General features: G+C 66.6%; 18 protein-coding genes, 1 tRNA gene and 1 other RNA gene. 7 read left to right on the top strand and 13 right to left on the bottom strand.

Annotation, left to right across the window (positions count from 1 at the left end):
• Positions 1 to 39 precede the first annotated feature (39 nt).
• Positions 40 to 1,074 (bottom strand): uroporphyrinogen decarboxylase, encoded by a 1,035-nt coding sequence (gene hemE / locus AADZ90_RS06510; protein WP_367308548.1) that lies wholly within the window; start codon positions 1,072 to 1,074, stop codon positions 40 to 42.
• Positions 1,075 to 1,171: 97 nt separating this feature from the next.
• On the opposite strand from hemE, the gene hemC reads away from it, so the two are divergent.
• Positions 1,172 to 2,116, top strand: a complete 945-nt coding sequence (gene hemC / locus AADZ90_RS06515) for a hydroxymethylbilane synthase (protein ID WP_367308547.1) — start codon at positions 1,172 to 1,174, stop codon at positions 2,114 to 2,116.
• A 98-nt stretch (positions 2,117 to 2,214) separates the two neighbouring features.
• A tRNA-Met gene (locus AADZ90_RS06520) sits at positions 2,215 to 2,291 on the top strand.
• 22 nt (positions 2,292 to 2,313) lie between these two features.
• On the opposite strand, the gene AADZ90_RS06525 is transcribed toward AADZ90_RS06520, so the two are convergent.
• The 7 genes from AADZ90_RS06525 to puuE all read right to left on the bottom strand — a co-directional run bounded on the left by AADZ90_RS06525 (position 2,314) and on the right by puuE (position 10,272).
• Complete coding sequence (locus tag AADZ90_RS06525) at positions 2,314 to 3,492, bottom strand: LLM class flavin-dependent oxidoreductase (protein ID WP_367308546.1); 1,179 nt, start codon at positions 3,490 to 3,492, stop codon at positions 2,314 to 2,316.
• 94 nt (positions 3,493 to 3,586) lie between these two features.
• A complete protein-coding gene (locus AADZ90_RS06530; protein ID WP_367308545.1) occupies positions 3,587 to 4,597 on the bottom strand; it encodes a cytochrome d ubiquinol oxidase subunit II in 1,011 nt (336 codons plus the stop codon).
• 4 nt (positions 4,598 to 4,601) lie between these two features.
• Positions 4,602 to 6,035: a cytochrome ubiquinol oxidase subunit I gene (locus AADZ90_RS06535; RefSeq protein WP_367308544.1), complete on the bottom strand. Its 1,434-nt coding sequence runs from the start codon at positions 6,033 to 6,035 to the stop codon at positions 4,602 to 4,604.
• Between the two features lie 656 nt (positions 6,036 to 6,691).
• Entirely contained in the window at positions 6,692 to 7,501 is an 810-nt protein-coding gene (locus AADZ90_RS06540; RefSeq protein ID WP_367308543.1) for an alpha/beta hydrolase, read from the bottom strand.
• Complete coding sequence (locus tag AADZ90_RS06545) at positions 7,498 to 7,977, bottom strand: ureidoglycolate lyase (protein ID WP_367308542.1); 480 nt, start codon at positions 7,975 to 7,977, stop codon at positions 7,498 to 7,500. The genes AADZ90_RS06540 and AADZ90_RS06545 overlap by 4 nt, the downstream gene beginning before the upstream one ends.
• Positions 7,974 to 8,795: a bifunctional allantoicase/(S)-ureidoglycine aminohydrolase gene (locus AADZ90_RS06550; protein ID WP_367308541.1), complete on the bottom strand. Its 822-nt coding sequence runs from the start codon at positions 8,793 to 8,795 to the stop codon at positions 7,974 to 7,976. The genes AADZ90_RS06545 and AADZ90_RS06550 overlap by 4 nt, the downstream gene beginning before the upstream one ends.
• A gap of 67 nt (positions 8,796 to 8,862) precedes the next feature.
• Positions 8,863 to 10,272, bottom strand: a complete 1,410-nt coding sequence (gene puuE / locus AADZ90_RS06555) for an allantoinase PuuE (protein WP_367308540.1) — start codon at positions 10,270 to 10,272, stop codon at positions 8,863 to 8,865.
• A 56-nt stretch (positions 10,273 to 10,328) separates the two neighbouring features.
• Between puuE and uraH the strand changes: the two genes are divergently transcribed.
• Together uraH and AADZ90_RS06565 are read left to right on the top strand one after the other, a co-directional pair.
• A complete protein-coding gene (gene uraH, locus AADZ90_RS06560; RefSeq protein WP_367308539.1) occupies positions 10,329 to 10,685 on the top strand; it encodes a hydroxyisourate hydrolase in 357 nt (118 codons plus the stop codon).
• A gap of 240 nt (positions 10,686 to 10,925) precedes the next feature.
• Positions 10,926 to 11,564, top strand: coding sequence for an NAD(P)-dependent oxidoreductase (locus tag AADZ90_RS06565; RefSeq protein ID WP_367308538.1), 639 nt, complete (start codon positions 10,926 to 10,928; stop codon positions 11,562 to 11,564).
• A gap of 63 nt (positions 11,565 to 11,627) precedes the next feature.
• Here the strand turns inward: AADZ90_RS06565 and AADZ90_RS06570 are convergent, their stop codons facing one another.
• Genes AADZ90_RS06570 through nudC form a run of 3 tightly spaced genes read right to left on the bottom strand, consistent with a single transcriptional unit; the run spans position 11,628 to position 13,320 of the window.
• Positions 11,628 to 11,846 (bottom strand): hypothetical protein, encoded by a 219-nt coding sequence (locus AADZ90_RS06570; protein WP_367308537.1) that lies wholly within the window; start codon positions 11,844 to 11,846, stop codon positions 11,628 to 11,630.
• Between the two features lie 25 nt (positions 11,847 to 11,871).
• Positions 11,872 to 12,330, bottom strand: coding sequence for an SRPBCC family protein (locus AADZ90_RS06575; RefSeq protein WP_367308536.1), 459 nt, complete (start codon positions 12,328 to 12,330; stop codon positions 11,872 to 11,874).
• 39 nt (positions 12,331 to 12,369) lie between these two features.
• A complete protein-coding gene (gene nudC / locus AADZ90_RS06580; RefSeq protein ID WP_367308535.1) occupies positions 12,370 to 13,320 on the bottom strand; it encodes an NAD(+) diphosphatase in 951 nt (316 codons plus the stop codon).
• Positions 13,321 to 13,474: 154 nt separating this feature from the next.
• Between nudC and AADZ90_RS06585 the strand changes: the two genes are divergently transcribed.
• Together AADZ90_RS06585 and ffs are read left to right on the top strand one after the other, a co-directional pair.
• Entirely contained in the window at positions 13,475 to 15,379 is a 1,905-nt protein-coding gene (locus tag AADZ90_RS06585) for a bifunctional 2',3'-cyclic-nucleotide 2'-phosphodiesterase/3'-nucleotidase (protein WP_367308534.1), read from the top strand.
• A gap of 38 nt (positions 15,380 to 15,417) precedes the next feature.
• An RNA gene (gene ffs / locus AADZ90_RS06590) (signal recognition particle sRNA small type) lies at positions 15,418 to 15,515 on the top strand.
• Between the two features lie 7 nt (positions 15,516 to 15,522).
• Here the strand turns inward: ffs and AADZ90_RS06595 are convergent.
• Both AADZ90_RS06595 and AADZ90_RS06600 read right to left on the bottom strand, forming a co-directional pair.
• Positions 15,523 to 16,035 carry a DUF6653 family protein gene (locus AADZ90_RS06595; RefSeq protein ID WP_367308533.1) on the bottom strand — a complete coding sequence of 171 codons (513 nt, stop codon included), beginning with the start codon at positions 16,033 to 16,035 and terminating at the stop codon, positions 15,523 to 15,525.
• A 66-nt stretch (positions 16,036 to 16,101) separates the two neighbouring features.
• Positions 16,102 to 16,980, bottom strand: coding sequence for an alpha/beta hydrolase family protein (locus AADZ90_RS06600; RefSeq protein WP_367308532.1), 879 nt, complete (start codon positions 16,978 to 16,980; stop codon positions 16,102 to 16,104).
• 88 nt (positions 16,981 to 17,068) lie between these two features.
• Here AADZ90_RS06600 and AADZ90_RS06605 point away from each other — a divergent pair, with 88 nt between their 5' ends.
• A complete protein-coding gene (locus AADZ90_RS06605) occupies positions 17,069 to 17,629 on the top strand; it encodes a TetR/AcrR family transcriptional regulator (RefSeq protein ID WP_367308531.1) in 561 nt (186 codons plus the stop codon).
• Positions 17,630 to 17,940 lie beyond the last annotated feature (311 nt).

A 17,940-nucleotide genomic window follows, 5' to 3' on the forward strand; every position in this document is an offset into this window, starting at 1 on the left:
TTGCCCCCGCCCGGCGGCAATGCCGGGCCGCGCCCGACCTCAGATACCGGCCCGAACGACCTCGATCAACCTCTGCACGTTCTCCGGATCGGCATCCGGCGTGATCCCATGGCCGAGGTTGAAAATATGCGGCCCGCCGGAGAATGCGCGCATGACCTTCTGCGCCTCATCGACCAAAGCCTGCCCGCCGGTGACAAGGTGCTCGGGGGCAAGGTTGCCCTGCACGCAACCACTGATCTGCACGTTCGCGGCCGCCCACTCTGCCGAGACGCCCTGATCGATCGCGATGCAATCGGCACCGATCTGCCCGTGAAGGCCGGCATAGCGCTCTCCCGCGCCGCGGGGGAAGGCGATGACGGGCAGGTCTGGATAGCGCGCCTTGAGTGCGGCGGTGATCCGCGCCATGGGCGCAATCGACCAGCGCTCGAACGCCGCGCCCTCCAGCGATCCGGCCCAGCTATCGAACAGCTTGATGACCTCGGCCCCGGCGGCGACCTGCGCCGAAAGGTAGTCGATCGTGGCGTCGATCAGCCGCTCCATTACCGCCTCGAAAAGCTCGGGCGCCTCGACCCGCATCTTGTGGGCGGGCCCCTGATCGGGCGTGCCGCGGCCCGCGATCATATAGGTGGCGACAGTCCAGGGCGCGCCGGCAAACCCGATCAGGGTCGTCTCCTCGGGCAGTTCTTCCCGCAGGATGCGAAGTGTCTGGTACACGGGGGCAAGGTGGTCGTGGATCGCATGCGCTGGGCGCAGCTTGTCGAAATCCGCTTGGCTTTCGATTGTCGACAGGCGCGGCCCCTCGCCCGTGACGAACCACAGATCGGCGCCCAGCGCATCGGGCACCAGCAGGATATCGGCAAACAGGATCGACGCGTCGAACCCATAGCGGCGGATCGGCTGCAGAGTGACCTCGGCAGCCAGTTCCGGCGTGTAGCAGAGCGACAGGAAATCCCCGGCCTTCTCCCGCGTCGCGCGGTATTCCGGCAGATAGCGGCCCGCCTGGCGCATGATCCAGATCGGCGGGGTCGGCAGGGTTTCACCGCGCAAGGCGCGCAAGATGGTCTTGTCGGTCATTCTGGCCCTCGCCTTGCGGTTCGGCCCCGTGGTGCGAAGCGGGGGCCCGGTTGTCAAGCGATTGTCAGCGCTGCCTGACACCTCTAATGCTGGCGCCATGACGATCGACTTGCCCACCCCCGACAACGCCCTGAAAATCGGAACCCGCGGATCGCCCCTGGCACTCGCCCAGGCGAACGAAACACGCGACCGGCTCGCCCGCGCCTGGGATCTGCCCTACGAGGCGTTCACGATCGTCGTCATCAAGACGACCGGTGACAAGATCATCGACCGCCCACTGAAAGAGGTCGGCGGCAAGGGCCTCTTCACGAAAGAGATCGAAGAAGCGCTGCTGTCGGGCGAGATCGACCTGGCCGTGCATTCGACCAAGGACATGCCGGTCGAACAGCCCTGCGGACTGCTCCTCAACACCTACCTCCCGCGAGAGGACGTGCGGGATGCCTTCATCTCTCCCGGCGGGCTGACGCTGGCCGATCTGCCCGACGGCGCGGTTGTCGGCACGTCCAGCCTGCGGCGCCGGGCTCAGCTGTCCAACCGCCGTCCGGATCTGAAGATCGTGGAGTTCCGGGGCAACCTCCAGACACGCCTGAAAAAGCTCGAAGATGGCGTGGCAGAGGCAACCTTCCTCGCCATGGCCGGCCTGAACCGTTTGAACCTCGAGGATGTGCCGCGGACCGCTATCGATGTGAACGACATGCTGCCCGCCGTTGGGCAAGGCGCCATCGGGATCGAACGGCGGGGCGACGACGCCCGCGTGGGTGACATGCTCGCTGCGATCCACGACGAGGAAACCGGCCATCGGCTCGCGGCCGAGCGCGCGTTCCTCGCCGCGCTCGACGGATCCTGTGAAACACCGATTGCCGGGCTCGCCACGTTGACCGGCGGCTCGGTCGCCCTGCGGGGCGAGGTCCTGCGCCCCGACGGGTCAGAGCGGATCGATGATACGGAAGAAGCCCCGCTGGAGGATGCGGGCGCGATGGGGGAAGCGCTGGGAAAGCGCCTTTTGGACCGGGCGGGCGAGGGCTTTTTCGACTGGCGTTAGTGTAGCGCGACGCCACGGGAAACCCCTTTGGCTCAAAGGGATTTCCACGATCTTGCGGCTTGACGGGCCCGCGGGGCTCGCTTATCTGGCGGGCTGTTGGCGGAGTAGCTCAGTTGGTTAGAGCAGCGGAATCATAATCCGCGTGTCGGGGGTTCAAGTCCCTCCTCCGCTACCAACCCCTTAACAGACCGGACGCCTCATGCGGTTTCTGCCGTGCGCGACTCCTTCTCGGCGGCGTAATTCTGCTGTGCCGTCTCGACCGCCTTCGCGTGGATTTCCGCCAGTTCCGGCCGCATCTTCTGGGCGCGGATCGCCGCCTCCATCGTTGAATGGTGCTGCCCCTGGAAATGCGGGAAGACCTCGCGCGCGATCAGCTCGTAGCTGCGCTTTGTCGCCTCGAAATTGGCCCAGTTATGGGCGAGCATCAGATAGGCCCCGAACCCACCGTTCGACTGCTTCCACAGACGCTCGATCTGGGCGCGGCACATCTCGGGCGTGCCGATGGCGCCGAAGCCCGAATCGTTGATGAAGTCGATCATCTCCGCGGCGTTCTGACCGGGCATCGACATCTGCGGGAAGGCGGCGATTTCCTGGAAATAGTTGAACCAGTGCTCGATGCCGTATTCGACATCCTTACGCGCCTGTTCCTTCGTTTCGGCGATATGGCAAAGCCCGACAAGCCGCCACTTGCTGCGGTCGACCTTGTGCCCGTGATGCTTGGCCTCCTCCTCGATCACGTCCCAATGCAGCGCCAGCGCATCGAAACCGGCGGCCGTGGTCGCCCCGATGGACAGCATGCCCACCCCGTGCTTGCCGGCCAGCCGCGGGCCGGTGGGGGAGGCGACGGCGGCGGTGGCGATGTCGAAATTGGAATAGGGGCGCAGGTGCAGGCGCGCCTCGGTCAGCTCCCACCGGTCGTTCTTGAAGGTCACCGGCTCGGTCCCGCGGATGAGCTTCATCATCACGCCCAGGCCGTCGTCCAGCAGCCCGCGCGTATCCTTCTGGCTGAGGCCGATCATCGTCGCATCCGTCGGCAGCGACCCGGGGCCGACGCCCAGCATCACCCGCCCGCGGGTCAGGTGATCCAGCTGCACGATCCGTTCGGCCACCCAAAGCGGGTTGTGATAGCTCACCGAAACGACGCCGGTGCCCAGCTTGATGCGCTTGGTGCGGCAGGCGGCGGTGGCGATCATCAGCTCCGGGCTGGCCGAGATCTCGGACCCCGCGGAATGGTGTTCGCCGAACCAGATCTCGTCATAATCGCAACGGTCCAGCCATTCGGCGAGGTCGAGATCCTGTTCCAGCGCCAGTGTCGGATTGATCCCCGGCTTGTGAAACGGCGCCAGAAAAATGCCAAAGCGCATCCGGTCTTGCATGTGGTGGTCCTCCCATAGCCCGCGTGTCTTCCCCAAGGAAATTGAGCACGGGCAGCAGGGCCGGACCAAGGATTTTCGTCGCCGCGTCGCGGCGTCAGTCGTAGCGCAGATCCCGCGCCTTGCCGCGGAAGATCGTGTAGGCGAGCGCGGTGTAGAGCAGGATCGCGGGCAGCACGAAACAGGTGCCGATCAAGATGATGAAGAGGCTTTCGGGGGCCGACGCGGCCTCGTAGATCGTCAGCTGCTCGGGGACGACATAGGGGTAGAAGCTGTAGGCCATGCCGAGGAAGGCGAGGACGAAGAGCGTCGTGGCCAGCACGAACGGCAGGAGCGAGTACCGGTCGTTCTTCGCGGGCATCCGTTGGAGGAGCCACCAAATTCCGAAGATGCAGATCAGCGACAGGATGGGGAGCGGCGAGAGATAGAGCATACTGGGCCAGCTCGTCCATTTCTCCCAGATGCGGGACGATGTCAGCGGCGTTGCCAAAGAAATCGCGGCAATCCCCAGGATCACGCCCCACTTGCCGCCTTTGGCCCATTCCACCGCCTTGATTTGCAGGCGATCCTCGGTCTTGAGGATCAGCCAGCAGGCGCCGATGAAGCTGTAGCCGACGGTGAGGAAGGCGGCGGTGACAAGGGCGAAGCCGAAGGTCGCCCAGGTGTATTCGAGGCCCATGATATACATGCCAAGCATGAAGCCTTGGGCGACCGAGGTCATTGCAGAGCCCGTGAAGAAGGCCCAGTTCCAGCGCTCTTTATGGGAGGTGGGGGCCTTGACCCTGAATTCGAACGCCACGCCCCGCAGAATAAGGCCCGTCAACATCATCGCGACGGGCAGGTAGAGAGCCGTCAGAATGGTGCCGTGGGCCACCGGGAAGGCGACGAGGAGGAGACCGACGGCGAGCACCAGCCAGGTTTCATTGGCGTCCCAGAACGGGCCGATGGAGGCGATCATGCGGTCCTTCTCGTCCGGCGTGGCCAGCGGGAACAGCAGCCCTACGCCCAGGTCGAAGCCGTCGAGGACGACGTAGATCAGGATCGAGACACCCATGAGCGCCGCGAAGGTCCAGGGGAGCCAGATGGCGGGATCTCCGAACAATTCCATGGACTTACTCCGCTGCGACGATGGCTTGGGCCTTTTCGGAATCGGGCGCCAGAGGCTCGATCCGCTCACCGCGGGAGGTGCGGCGGGCGAGGTAGAAGATGACGCCGACATAGGCCGTCAGAAGCACGGCGTAGATGAAAAGGTAGCCGAGCAGCGTCGAGAGGACCATCGGGGCCGGCACGTCGGCCACGGCCATTTCGGTCGTCATCACGCCGTTGACAAGCCACGGCTGGCGGCCGATTTCCGTTGTATACCAACCCGCTAGCGTCGCCAGCCAGCCCGAGAAGGTCATGCCGACGAGGGCGTAGAGCGACCATTTCGGCAGCCCCTCGACGCCGGCGCGGGTCCGGACCGTCTTGCCGTTAACCGTTTGTTCATTACTGCGGCTGCGGCGCAACATCAGGACGGAAATCGACCAGCTGATCAGGAGCATCAGCAGGCCGGTGCCGACCATGACGCGGAACGACCAGAAGACCGGGGCGACGGGCGGATGCAGAGTATCGCCGTCTTCCGTTACGAAATCGTTCAGGCCGGGCACCTCCCCATCGAAATGATGAGTCAGGATGAACGATGCCATGTTCGGGATGCCGATTTCGAAGTGATTCTGACGCGTCTCTTCGTCGGGCAACGCGAAGAGGAGGAGCGGCACGTTAGTGTCGGTCTCCCAGTTGCCTTCCATCGCGGCGACCTTGGCCGGCTGATACTCCAGCGTGTTGAGGCCGTGGAGGTCGCCCACGAAGATCTGCACCGGGATCAGGAGCGCGGCGGCGTAGACGCTGGTCTTGAGCGCGGCGCGCACGCCCGAAGTCCGCCCGCCAAGCAGCCAGCGATAGGCCGAGATGCCCGCGATCAGGAAGCTGACGGTCAGGAAAGAGGCCAGCATCATGTGGCCGAACCGGTAGGGCAGGGACGGGTTGAAGATGATCTCGACCCAGCTGGTTGCATGCGCCACGCCATCGATCATCTCGAACCCTTGTGGCGTGTGCATCCAGGAGTTCAGGACGAGGATCCAGAAGGCGGACATGGTCGTGCCGAAGGCGACGAGAAAGGTCGCCAGGATGTGTAACCACCCGGGAACACGGGAAAATCCGAAGAGCATGATGCCAAGGAACACCGCCTCGAGGAAGAAGGCGGTCAGCACCTCATAGGCCAGCAGCGGTCCCGCGATGTTGCCCACGGTTTCCATGAAGCCGGGCCAGTTCGTGCCGAACTGGAAGGACATCGTGATGCCCGAGACGACGCCCATGGCAAAGGACAGGGCGAAGACCTTCACCCAGAAGCGATAGGCATCCATCCACTTCTCGTTGCCCGTCTGGGAGAAGCGGAGGCGGAAGAAGAGGAGGACCCAGCCGAGCGCGATCGTGATCGTCGGGAAGAGGATGTGGAACGAGATGTTCGCCGCGAACTGGATGCGGGAGAGGAGGAGCGTTTCCATCATGGCTGTGGCCTTCGGAGTGGGGTCTGTCTGTCCTTGCTTTGACCTCTATTTGGGGCGGTTTCTGGCGGGGCAAATGGGGGTGCGACAGGGTGCGCGGCGTAGACGCCATGACGCTGCGTCATGGGCAATTCGGGGCTGTTGCGCGGGGGGCCGGGTTTGTTGCGTGAAACAGTGTGTCGTTGCATCGGGCCCCAATCGTTGCGTGGAGATTCCGGCCGGCTTGACAGGGGTTTGTGCGGTCTGTCGGGGGCTGGTTTTCGAAGGCGGCATACCGTCTGCTTTCTGTCGGACTTTCGTCGGACATGAGGGGACGAATCGTTGCATCTCAGGGCGTTCCAGGGGCGTTGCCCGGCACGGTGGGGTGGGAAAGCAGTAAGGCTTCGATCTCGATCCGGAGATAGTATAGGCCATTTGGGGTGGATTGTTGACTTGGATATCCGGACGATCCCGAGGATGACGGCCCACATGGTTGAGATGCGAGATAAGGGGTGTGCCCGACCGTGTGCCCGACCAGGAGCGCGATTGCAGTGGTCGCGCTTTGAGGTGTCGTCGCCAGACGTCTGACGGGCCGGCCGATTGACGCGTTGGAAAATCGGCTTCCTGCGGGACGTCGGGCGGGGCGGTTGTTCGACGCGATGTGTCTCTGATCGAAGGCTTTATCCGGAGGCGCCTTCGATCCGCTCCAAGGCTTCGCGAAGAGCCGGGGGGAATTCGGGGCTGTCGAAGATGTTGATGTGGTCGGTGCCTGCGATGGTGCGGTCGTAGACCAGGGTCTGCGCCGCCTCGCGAATGGCGACGGTGCGGCGGGGCGGCACGAGGGTGTCGTTGGCGGCGGCGATGACCGCCACTGGCGCGGTGGAGCGGGAGAGCGCCTGCGCGGCCTCCATCTCGTGCCGCAGGAGGGCACGGACGGGCAGCCACGGGTGGTGGCCGCGCACCAGCGCGTGAAGGCTGTCGAACGGGGTGATGAGGAGCGTACCGGCAACCGGGCGCTCGGCCGCCAGATGGGCAGCGGGGCCGGTGCCGATGCTGACGCCGACGATGGCAATGCGGTCAGCCTGGAGCCGGTCGTGGATCAGCAGTGCATCTTCGAGAAGGGCCTGTGCGCTGGGGGCGCCGTCGCTGGGGCTGTAGCCGCGGTAGTGAAAGACGGTGATGTCGCGGTCTGGAAAGATCGCGTGCAGGTAATTGGCGAAGACGTCGGCGTTCCAAGCGTTGCCGCCGAAGGCGAGGATATGGGCCGCGTTTGCCGGTTTCGATTCGGTCGCAGGCAGGCGGGTGCCGACGATCTGGCCGCCTTCGGGCAAGTCGATCTCCAGCCGTTCCGCCACGGTCGGAAGGGGCACGGCATCGCCGCTGACCGCCCAGGCGGGGAAGATCAGGCGGGTCTGCAGGAGGGCCATTCCGACAGCCGCGACAAGGTAGAGTGCGACGGCGGCGATGGCGATCCATTTGAGCGTGATCATGGGGTGCCCTTGATGACGATAGGGTCGACCAGCCGGTGTTCTTCGAGGTTCGGGGTGTCGCCGATGCGGTCGATGACGGCGAAGAGGCCGGGACCGGTCAGCGGGGTGAGGACGCCGTGCCAGGTGCCGCGCAGGTAGGAGACGCCCTGCGACCCGTTCGTCAGGAAGGCGCGGGGGCGGGTCGGGTGACCGGCATCGTCTTCTGCGACGATGACGAGGAAGGGGTCGGCACTCATCGGGATGAAGCTTTGGCTGCCGTCGGGGTGCCGTTCGAGGAGGTCGCAGGCATAGGGCAGGCTGCGGCACTCGGCCTGGAAGATGGAGATGCCCGCTTGCCCCTCGGGGCCGAAGTCGAGCCGGGCGCGGTCGTGGAAGCGGGCGCAGAGGCCGGCATTGATCGCGCGGCTCTGGCCCGTGGCCTCGAGCACGTCGCCGTAGGGGGCGAAGGCGTCAGCGGTGAGCGGCTCGGGCGTCATAGGGCCAGCTTCGGGTGGCGGTTGACGTCCTTGTAGAGGAGGTAGCGGAAGGGTTCGGTTCCCGCCGCGTAGCAGGCCTGCGGGCAGAAGGCGCGCAGCCAGAGGAAATCGCCCTCTTCCACCTCGACCCAGTTTTCATTGAGGTAATAGACGCCGCGGCCCTGCAGGACGTAGAGGCCGTGTTCCATCACGTGGGTTTCGGCAAAGGGGATCGTGGCGCCGGGATGGAAGGTGACGATGTTGACATGCATGTCGTGGCGCAGGTCGCCGGGATCGACGAAGCGGGTGGTGGACCAGGCGTGGTCGGTGCCGCGGATGGGTTCGGGGTCCACATCGTCGTCGTGGGAGATGATCGGGTCGGGGGCGGGCAGGCCCGGAACCGGCTCGTACCGCTTGCGGATCCAGACGAAATTGGTGCGGTCGTCGGCGGCGTTGCGGCACTGCCAGTTGGTCCCCGGCGGGATATAGGCCCAGGCGCCGGGGGTGAGCCGGTAGATCGTTTCGTCCAGGTTCAGCTGAAGTTCGCCGCGGAGGACGAAGAGCACGGCCTGCGCCTCGGGATCGGGTTCGGGGCGGTCGCCGCGACCGCCGGGCATCAGTTCGACGATGTACTGGGCGAAGGTTTCGGCGAAGCCCGACATGGGCCGGGCGAGGATCCAGACGCGCGAGCCGGTCCAGCCGGGGACGAAGCTGGAGACGATGTCGGACATGACGCCGCGCGGGATGACGGCGTAGGCCTGGGTGAACCGGGCGCGGTCATGGGCGCGGGTGCGCGGGTTGGGAAGCCCGCCGCGGGGGGCGTAGTAGGTGCGCGTCATGGTCGGGCGGGGCGCCGGTGGCGCGGTTGGAGTTGAGTATTTTTGGCCAGATGAAGCGGGGGGCGGGTCATGGGAGGCGATCCTTGAGGCGAAGCTCGGCGATGCGTTCGACCTGACGGGCGGCCTCCTGCAGCTCGGTTTCGGTGTCGTTGTCGAGGCGGCGTTCGAAGGCGCGCAGGATGCCCGCCTTGTCGTGGTCGCGCACGGCGATGATGAAGGGGATGCCGTGTTTGGCGGTATAGGCGGTGTTGAGGTCGGTGAAGCGCTGACGCTCGTCGTCGGTCAGGGCGTCGAGCCCGGCGGAGGCCTGTTCGGACGTGCTGTCGGCGGTGAGGCGTTTGGCGGCGGCGAGTTTTCCGGCGAGGTCGGGGTGGGCCTTGAGGACTTGCAGCCGCTCGTCGGCGGAAGCGGCGCGGAAGATGCGGGTGAGGGCGGCGTGCAGGCCGGTCGCGGTGTCATGAGCGGGGCCGAGTTCCAGCTTGTAGGCGCGGTCGGCGATCCAGGGGGAGTGTTCGTAGATGCCGCCGAAGGCCTCGGTGAAGGTCGTGCGGTCCATCTGGCTGGGGCGCTCGCGGGGTTGGGGCGGATGGGTGGCGGCCCAGTGTTCCGCGATCTGCAGGCGGGTGGCGAACCAGACGCCTTCATGGCCCTTCGCGTGGTCGAGGAAGCGCTTGAGCGCGGCGGCGCGGCCCGGACGCCCGGCGAGGCGGCAGTGGAGGCCGATGGACAGCATCCTGGGGTGGCCCGCGAGGCCTTCGGCATAGAGCGTATCGAAGCTGTCGCGCAGATAGGCCTCGAACTGGTCGCCGGAGTTGAAGCCCTGGGGCGTGGCAAAGCGCATGTCGTTGGCATCGAGCGTGTAGGGGACGACGAGGAGGTCGGCCTCGCCGTGGCGCGTCCAGTAGGGCAGGTCGTCGGCGTAGCTGTCGGCGGCATAGGCGAAGCCGCCGAGCTCGGCGACGAGCCGTTCGGTATTCATGGAGCAGCGGCCGGTATACCAGCCCTGGGGGCGCGCGCCGGTGACGTCCGTGTGGAGGCGGATCGCGTCTTCCATCTGGGCGCGCTCCTCGGCTTCCTCCATGTCCTTGTGTTCGATCCATTTGAGGCCGTGGGAGGCGATCTCCCACCCGGCCTCCTGCATGGCTTTCACCTGGGCGGGGGCACGGGCCAGCGCGGTGGCGACGCCGAAGACGGTGATGGGGAGGTCTGCGAGCAGGCGGTGGAGGCGCCAGAAGCCGGCGCGGGCGCCGTAATCGTAGATCGATTCCATGTTCCAGTGGCGCTGGCCGGGCCAGGCCTGGGCGCCCACGATTTCGGAGAGGAAGGCTTCGGACGCCGGATCGCCGTGAAGAAGGCTGTTTTCGCCGCCTTCCTCGTAGTTCAGGACGATCTGGACGGCGATGCGGGCGCCGCCGGGCCATTGAGGGTCAGGCGGTGTGGCCCCGTGGCCGTGGAAATCTCTGGGATAGCGGTGCATCCTCCTTGATTGCCGCGCTTTCTGCGGATTGAAAAGGGGCAAGGAGGGCCGGGGCCATGGCGGGATATCTGACGACACACGTTCTGGACACCGCGCGGGGGGTGCCTGCGGAGGGGATCGAGATCGTTCTGATGCGCCTTGACGGCGCGGAGGGGAGGGAGCAAGTGGGCCGTTCCGTGACCAATGCGGACGGGCGGACGGACGGGCCGATCCTGCCGGAGGCGCGGTTTGCGGTGGGCACCTACGAGTTGGTCTTTCACGCGGGCGACTACCTGCGGCGGGCGGGGCTGGCCGAGGGCGGGGTGCTGTTCCTCGATGAGGTGCCGATCCGGTTCGGGATGGCGGAGGCGGCGCATTACCATGTGCCGCTGCTGCTGTCGCCCTACGGGTATTCGACCTATCGGGGGAGTTAGCGGAACCACCAGTCCTGTCGGCTTGCCATTGAGCGAGCGGGGGCTGGCCCGGCGGCCCGTTGGGCGTTGATTCCGGACCAAAGGCGCGTTGCGACGTCTGCTGGAGGCAATTGGCAGTTTTGCCGTGCTCGGCGGATTTGCGCGACATCTTCGTACGTTCTCGTGACCAATTGCGGGTCGGTGCGTTAGGGCGGGACTGGGTCGGGGGACCACGATGGCGAAGAAATTGGAGATGAGACGATGAGCGCACCGATCTTGATCATGGGCGCGACCTCCGGGGTCGGGGCGAAGGCTGTGGAGGAAGCGCTGTCGCGCGGGCTGGCGGTGCGGGCCTTTGCGCGGGGGGCCGACAAGCTGGACCCGACGCCGAAGCTGGAGCCGTTTGCCGGGGACGCGCTGAAGGCGGAAGACGTGGCGCGGGCGCTGGAGGGCGTGCGGGCCGTGATCTATGCGCTGGGGATCCGGGAACGGGTTTCGATGCTTTGGGAAGAGGAGACGCTGTTTTCGGAGACGACCAAGGTGCTGCTGGCCGAGATGCCGAAGGCCGGGGTGACGCGGCTGATCGCCGTGACCGGGTTCGGCGCGGGGCGCAGCCAGGACGCGATGAGCCGGATCGAGCGGATGGGACACCGGGCGATCCTCGGCCGGGTCTATGACGACAAGGACCTTCAGGAGGAAAAGATCCTGAACAGCGATCTGGACTGGACGATCGTGCGGCCGGTGATCATGACGAAGGGCGCGAAGGGAACCTTCCGGGTGCTGCGCAGTCCGAAGACCTGGCGCAATGGGCTGGTGTCCCGGGCCGATGTGGCGAAATATCTGATCGATGCGATCGAGCACGACCTCGACCGGCAGGCCGATGTCGTTCTCGCACGGTAGGGACGGGTCGCGCGCTCGCGGCGCGAGCGCCGCATCGCCCCGCCCCCCGTCCCCGATCGGAGGTCAGCCCTGGGAGGCTTCGGCAACCTCGCGCTGGCGCTGGAGGTCGGCGAGGTAGGCTTGCACGCAGGCCTCGTAGCTGGGCGCGGTACGCGGGATGCCGGTCGCGTCGCAATCGGCCTCGGCCAGTTCCAGATCCGTCGGCGGGATGATCAATTCGCCCACCGCGGTGCAGCCGCTGAGGGCCAGCAGGGCTGCGGCTGTGAGGGTAATGGGTTTCATGGGAATGCTCCTTTCGGTTGGAAAACTAGGCGGCGTGGCGCGCCTCGATCTCGCGCGCGTAATCGGCGAGGCGACGGCTCATCCGGGCTTCGACCGCGCCGCGGCCGAGCCGGAGGGACTGGACGAGGACGCGGGCCGGCAGCGTCTTGGGGGTGATGTCGAGGACGAGCTTGAGCCTGGTGCGGTCCGCCCCGGCGGGCGCAAGCTCGACCCGGGTGACGATGTCGACACCGCTGCTATGGCTTTCGACGGTGTAGCCGTCGGGCGGGGTGAAGTCCGTGACCTGGCTGTCGACCTTGCGGTGCTTGCCGCGGTAGTCGAAGGCGAGCGTCCAGCGGGTGTCCTTGCCGACCGGGCCCTGATCGAGGCGCCGTACCTCGGCCCCGCGGCGCAGCGCGCGGCGTTCGAGCAGGTCGAAATCGGTGACATAGGCGAAGACGCGGTCCTGCGGCAGGGCAATATCTTCGGTGGTGCGCAATCTCATCGGGGTTCCGTTTTTGGCCGCTCCGCCCCTGTCATCGCGTCAATCCAGCCGGTCCGCAAGCCAGTTGCGCAGGATGAAGTGGGCGATGGCGCCGGAGCGTGCGGGCAGGATCGAGGGATGGCGGCCTGCGAAGACCTCGGCCATCTCCTCGCGCGGGAGCCAGAGTGCGTCGTCCAGTTCGACCGGGTCGAGGGTGATCTCGCGGGTCAGCGCCTTTCCGTGACAGGCGATCATCAGGGAGGCCGGGAACGGCCAGGGCTGGCTGGCAAGGTAGGAGACGGGGCCGATCCGGATGCCTGCCTCCTCAAAGGTTTCGCGGCGGACGGCAGCCTCGACCGTTTCGCCCGGTTCGACGAAGCCTGCCAGAAGCGAATACATCCCCTCCGGCCAGCCGGGGGAGCGTCCGATCAGCGCGTCGTTGCCCTGGGTAATCAGCATGATGACGACCGGATCGGTGCGGGGGAAGTGGCGGCGGCCGCAGGAGGGGCAGTGGCGTTGCCAGCCGCCATCGGAGATGCGGCTTTCGGTGCCGCAATTGGCGCAGAAGCGGTGGGTGGCGTGCCAGCCGAGAACGGCCTTGGCGGTCGCAGCAAGCTCCGCATCGCGGGGCGAGAGCGTTGTCATGACCGCGCGCAGTTCGGCGAAGCGGTCGCTATCGGGCAGGAAGGGGTGTTGCTGTTCGCTGCGGTCGGCGAAGGCGCCAAGGGTGGAGAGGTCCTGCCCGTCGGCCGCCCAGGCGGGCAGGTCTGCGGCGAAGACGGGGGCGCCGTTTTCGCGACCCAAGAGGATCCAGTCGGCCGCATCGGCGAAGATGCGATGATCGGTCGGCAGCCGGCCGAGCCGCCCCATGCCCGCGATCACCGGTTTGCCGCGCCAGAAGGGAATGGCCGTCGCCCCGGGCGCCTTGCGGAGGTCTTCGGCCTGGCTGCGCCACTCTGCCGCACGGTCGAGGCCCGATCCGCCGAAAGTGACGGTTTCAGCGATCTTCATAGGGAATCCCGCGCGTGATGCATCGGGGCAGAGATGCCATGGACGTACCGTCGCGGCAAACGAATGCTGTGTCTTCGCTGTTGAAGCGCGCCTTTTCTTTGGGCACGTTCGGTTTTCGATATCCGGTCCGCGCCCGGATTGTGACGGAGTAACAGTGACCAAGCCGCACGCGCCTTTCCCGATCCGGCCGAGCCATGCAAGTCTTCGCCTGATCGCGACGACCGATCTGCATGGGCATGTGCTGGCCTATGACTACCTTTGGGACCAGCCGTCCGATCAGGTTGGTCTGGCGCGCGCGGCGGCGCTGGTGGCGGGTGCGCGGGCCGAGGCCACGGCGTCGATCCTTGTCGATAACGGCGATTTCCTGAACGGCACGGTGATGTCCGACCTCGTCGCGCGGGGAGAGCTGGAGGGGCCGCATCCGGTGATCGCCGCGATGAACGAGCTGGGTTATGACGCGGTCAATCTGGGCAACCACGAGTTCAATTACGGGCTGGAGGCGCTGATTACCGCGCTGGAGCAGGCGGACTTCCCGATCCTCAGTTCCAACGTCTATTCGACCAGCCTGAGCGGGTTGTGGCCGCAGCGGAACGGCGGGCCGCTGGTCCAGCGGTCCGTGATCCTGGACCGGCAGCTTGTCACGGGCGAGGGGCTGAGCTTTCCGATCCGGATCGGGCTTCTGGGGCTTCTGCCGCCGCAGATCACCCGCTGGGACAGGCGCCATCTGCTTGGCCGGGTGGGGACGACGGGTATTCTTGAGACGGCGCGGGCCGAGGCGGCCGCTCTCAAGCGGCGGGGGGCGGATATCGTGATCGCGCTGAGCCATTCGGGGATCGAGGACAGGCCCTACCGGCCGGGGGACGAGAACGCCTCTGCCGCGGTGGCCGGGCTGCCGGATGTCGATGCGGTGGTGGCGGGCCATACGCATCGCCGCTTTCCGGGGCCCGGGTTCGAGACCGTGCCGGGCATCGAGCCCGAAACAGGCACGATCCACGGCACGCCGGTGGTCGAGGCGGGGTTCTGGGGCTCGCACGTGGCGGTGATCGACCTGGAACTGCGCCATACGCAGTTCGGCTGGATCAAGGTCCGCGGGCGCGGCGCCGCGCGGCCGATCGCCGAGCGGTCGAGCGGGCACGCGCTGCATGCGCTGGTCCAGTCCAACCCCAAGGTCGAGGCGGCGGTGGAGGACACGCACCGCCACACGCTGCGCCGGATGCGGGCGCCGGTGGGCGAGACGGCGGTGCCGCTGCACAGCTATTTCACGATGCTGGGGATGGATGCGGCGCTGAAGGTCGTGACCGATGCACAGGCCTGGCTGGTGCGCTCGCTGCTGGAAGGGCAGCCCGGGGGCGATCTGCCGCTTCTGTCGGCCTCGGCGCCGGGCAAGTCCGGCGGGCGGGGCGGCCCGGATTTCTACACGGAGGTGCGGGCAGGGCCGATCAGCCACCGAAGCCTCTCCGATCTTTATCTCTTTCCCAACACCATGACCGTGCTGGACGTGTCGGGCCGCATGCTGCTCGACTGGCTGGAACATTGTGCGGGCGCGTTCCGGCAGGTCGCGCCGGGGGCGCAGGACGTGAAGCTGCGGAACGAGGGCTTTCCGACCTTCAATTTCGATATCGTCGATGGCTTGCGCTATACGATCGACCTGTCCCAGCCCGCGCGGTTCGGCCCGGCGGGCGAGCTGCTGCACCCCGAGGCGACGCGCGTTGTCGAGGTCACGTATCAGGGCAAGCCGGTCGAGGAAGACGATCGGTTCGCGCTGGCGACGAACAACTACCGGGCGACGGGTGGCGGCGGCTTCCCGGGGATCGAGACCGCGCCGGTCCTTGTCGAGACGCTGATGACCAACCGGGAGGCGCTGGCGGGCTATATCGCCCAGGCCGGCGTGCTGAAGCCGCGGCCCGATCCGGTCTTCCGTTTCGCGCCGCTGGACGGGGCCACGGTGCTGTTCGACAGCGGGCCGTCGGCCCGGAGCTATCTGGGCGATCTGACGCTGCCGGCCGAGGATGTGGGAGAGACCGACGGCGGCTTCGCCCGGTTCCGTCTGACGCTGTGAGCCTTGCGGGGCCGGGGCGACTCGCCTAGATGAGGGGGTGAGAGGTTGGTGCGGGCAGGCGCCTCGCCAACCCGGTCAGGTCCGGAAGGAAGCAGCCGTAACGAGCCCCGCTTGGGTCGTTATCAGCCTCTCACCAGATTTCCTTACAGTCGGGATGTCTCTTCGCGCGGGCCGGGTTCGCCCCGTTCGTGGTCCTGCAGGATCCAGAGCATCCGGTCGACGAACCAGACCTTTGGCCCGACCGTTGCAATCACGCCGCAGATCGTCGCCCAGACATCCAGCACGACAAGCCCGTAGATCAGGATCAGCGCACCGACGCCTGAAGCCGCCGTCAGGATCTTGGCCATGCGCAGGTGGTGGTCGGCGATGTGCGTGTTGTGCCGGTTGAGGAAGACGCGCTCTCCCATCACACCTCGTGAGGCCCAGTTGTCGAGGCTGTCGGGCGGCCCGAAGATCCGGGGATTGAACCAGATCCAGAGACAGGCAAGCGCGATGGGGATTAGGCTCCACCAGCCGAGCCAGACGCGCGACCAGATCGCGAGGACCAGAAGGGGCAGGCAGGTGAACCGGGTATAGACGCTGATTGGATTCGCATGGCGGCGCCATGCCTCGTCATCCATCGACATCAGGCGTTCGGAGATCTTGAAGATATCCATGCGACCTCTTGCAGGGCAGTTGCCTGCCTCTGGATCGCGCTTTTTCCGCGCGGGGTCCAGCGCGGGTCAGTCGCCGAGGATATCGGGCCAGCAGGCCTGCGCGCGGCGGTGGAAGGCGCCGATATGGCCGATCTTCGGCAGGCCGTATTCGGCCGGGCGCAGCACCTTCTGGCTGCGTGTCGTTTCCGGGTAGAGCTGCATCAGCTTCCAGACGGTGTGCGGCGGGATCATGGGATCGTCTGCGACGGCCACCGCACGCAGCGCGCACGCGGGTTTCTGACGGTCGGGCCAGGGCAGGGTCGATCCGGCCTCGCGCGCGTAGAAGCCGCGCTGGGTGCACCAGCGGCGCCATTGCCAGTAGACGCCGGCCGGAAGATCGGCGCCGAGGCCGAAGCGGCGGCCGGGCAGGTAGCCGAGCGCGAGCGTGGCCAGCGCTGTGGGCCCGTGCCAGAACGCGGCGGCGAAGGGGCGGTAGCTCCACGGATGGTCTGTGAGGTGCACGGGGCCGCTGGCGACGGCGATGATCCGGTCGATCCGGTCGAGGCCCTGCTGCATCGGCAGGCAGAGCGCGCCGAGCGAATGGCCGATCACCCAGAGCGGCGTGTCGGGCAGGAGATGCGCCAGGTGGTCGCGCGCGGCCTGCTGATCGTGGATGCCCCAGTGGCCCATCGTGGCTTTCGAGGTCCGGATATGACCGCGGGCGGAGGCGCCGAAATCACTGTAGTCGTAGGTCAGGCAGGCGAGGCCGCGTTCGGTCGCGAGCCAGCGGGCGAAGTCGCCGTAATAGCCGTGGGGCACGCCGGTCGCCCCGTTCAGGACGACGGCGGCTTGCGGTGTCTCGCGCGGCAGGAAGAGGCGGCCGGACAGGCGGGCGGCGCCGGAGCGGATGGCCTCGTCGCGTTCGATCACGCCGCCGGGTTGCACGATCTCGATCATCTTGTTCATCGCCTTCTCCCGATGGACCGAATGGTCTAGACTGATTGGTCCAATAGCAGCTCTGGACCAATCGGTCTAGTCCTGCGATAAGCTTCCCATGTCCGAAGCGCTGTCGACCCGGGAGAGGCTGGTGATGAACGCCGCGCTGCTGTTCCAGCAGCGGGGGTATCACGGCGTGGGCGTGGCCGAGATCCTGGAGGCGTCGGGGGCGCCGAAGGGGTCGCTTTACCACCATTTTCCCAATGGAAAGGCGGACTTGGCCGTGGCGGCGGCGGAGTGGGCCTCGGCCGGGCTGTTGCAGATCATCGAGGATGCGTTCGCGCCCGCCGAGAGCTTCGAGCAGGGGGCGACGACGCTGTGCTACAAGCTGGCCAAACTGTTCGATCTGTCGGATCACTGGCTGGGCTGTCCGATCTCGTCGACCCTGTTCGAGGGGCCGTCGAACGACCGATTCCGGCGGGAATCGGCGCAGATTTTCGAGACCTGGATCGAGGCCGTGGCGGCCCATGGGCGGCGGTTGGGACTGCCTGCGGACGAGGCCGCGCGGCGGTCTGAGGCGGTCTGGATCGGGCTGCAGGGGGCGTGGACCTTGAGCCGGGCAAGACGGGGGTCGGATCCGCTCAGGCGGGTGCCGGATTTCGTCTTCGGGCGGGGATAGCGGGGCGATCCGCCCAAGGGTCTGTTCTTGCGGAATAATCTCGGATTGTCGTGCCGGTATCCGGGCGGCATCTGGTCGGCATCCGGTCGGAGGGGCCAAACCGGGAACAGGTTAACAGTATGGCCTGCGGAGCCCGTCCCGCATGGCGTTGTCCGATTAACAGGGGGAGCGGCGTGACGCTCACCGATAGGCGATGGCTTATGCGTCCGGGAGGCTTCGGCGGAAAGCGGCGCATGCCCGGAGCGGCCCTTGAGGGGGCGGATCGGACGCCGTAGCGATCGGCGCACAATACCGAACGAGCAGTGGACACC

Origin of the sequence: Aestuariibius violaceus (assembly GCF_040779325.2) — a bacterium.
Lineage (GTDB): Bacteria > Pseudomonadota > Alphaproteobacteria > Rhodobacterales > Rhodobacteraceae > Aestuariibius > Aestuariibius violaceus.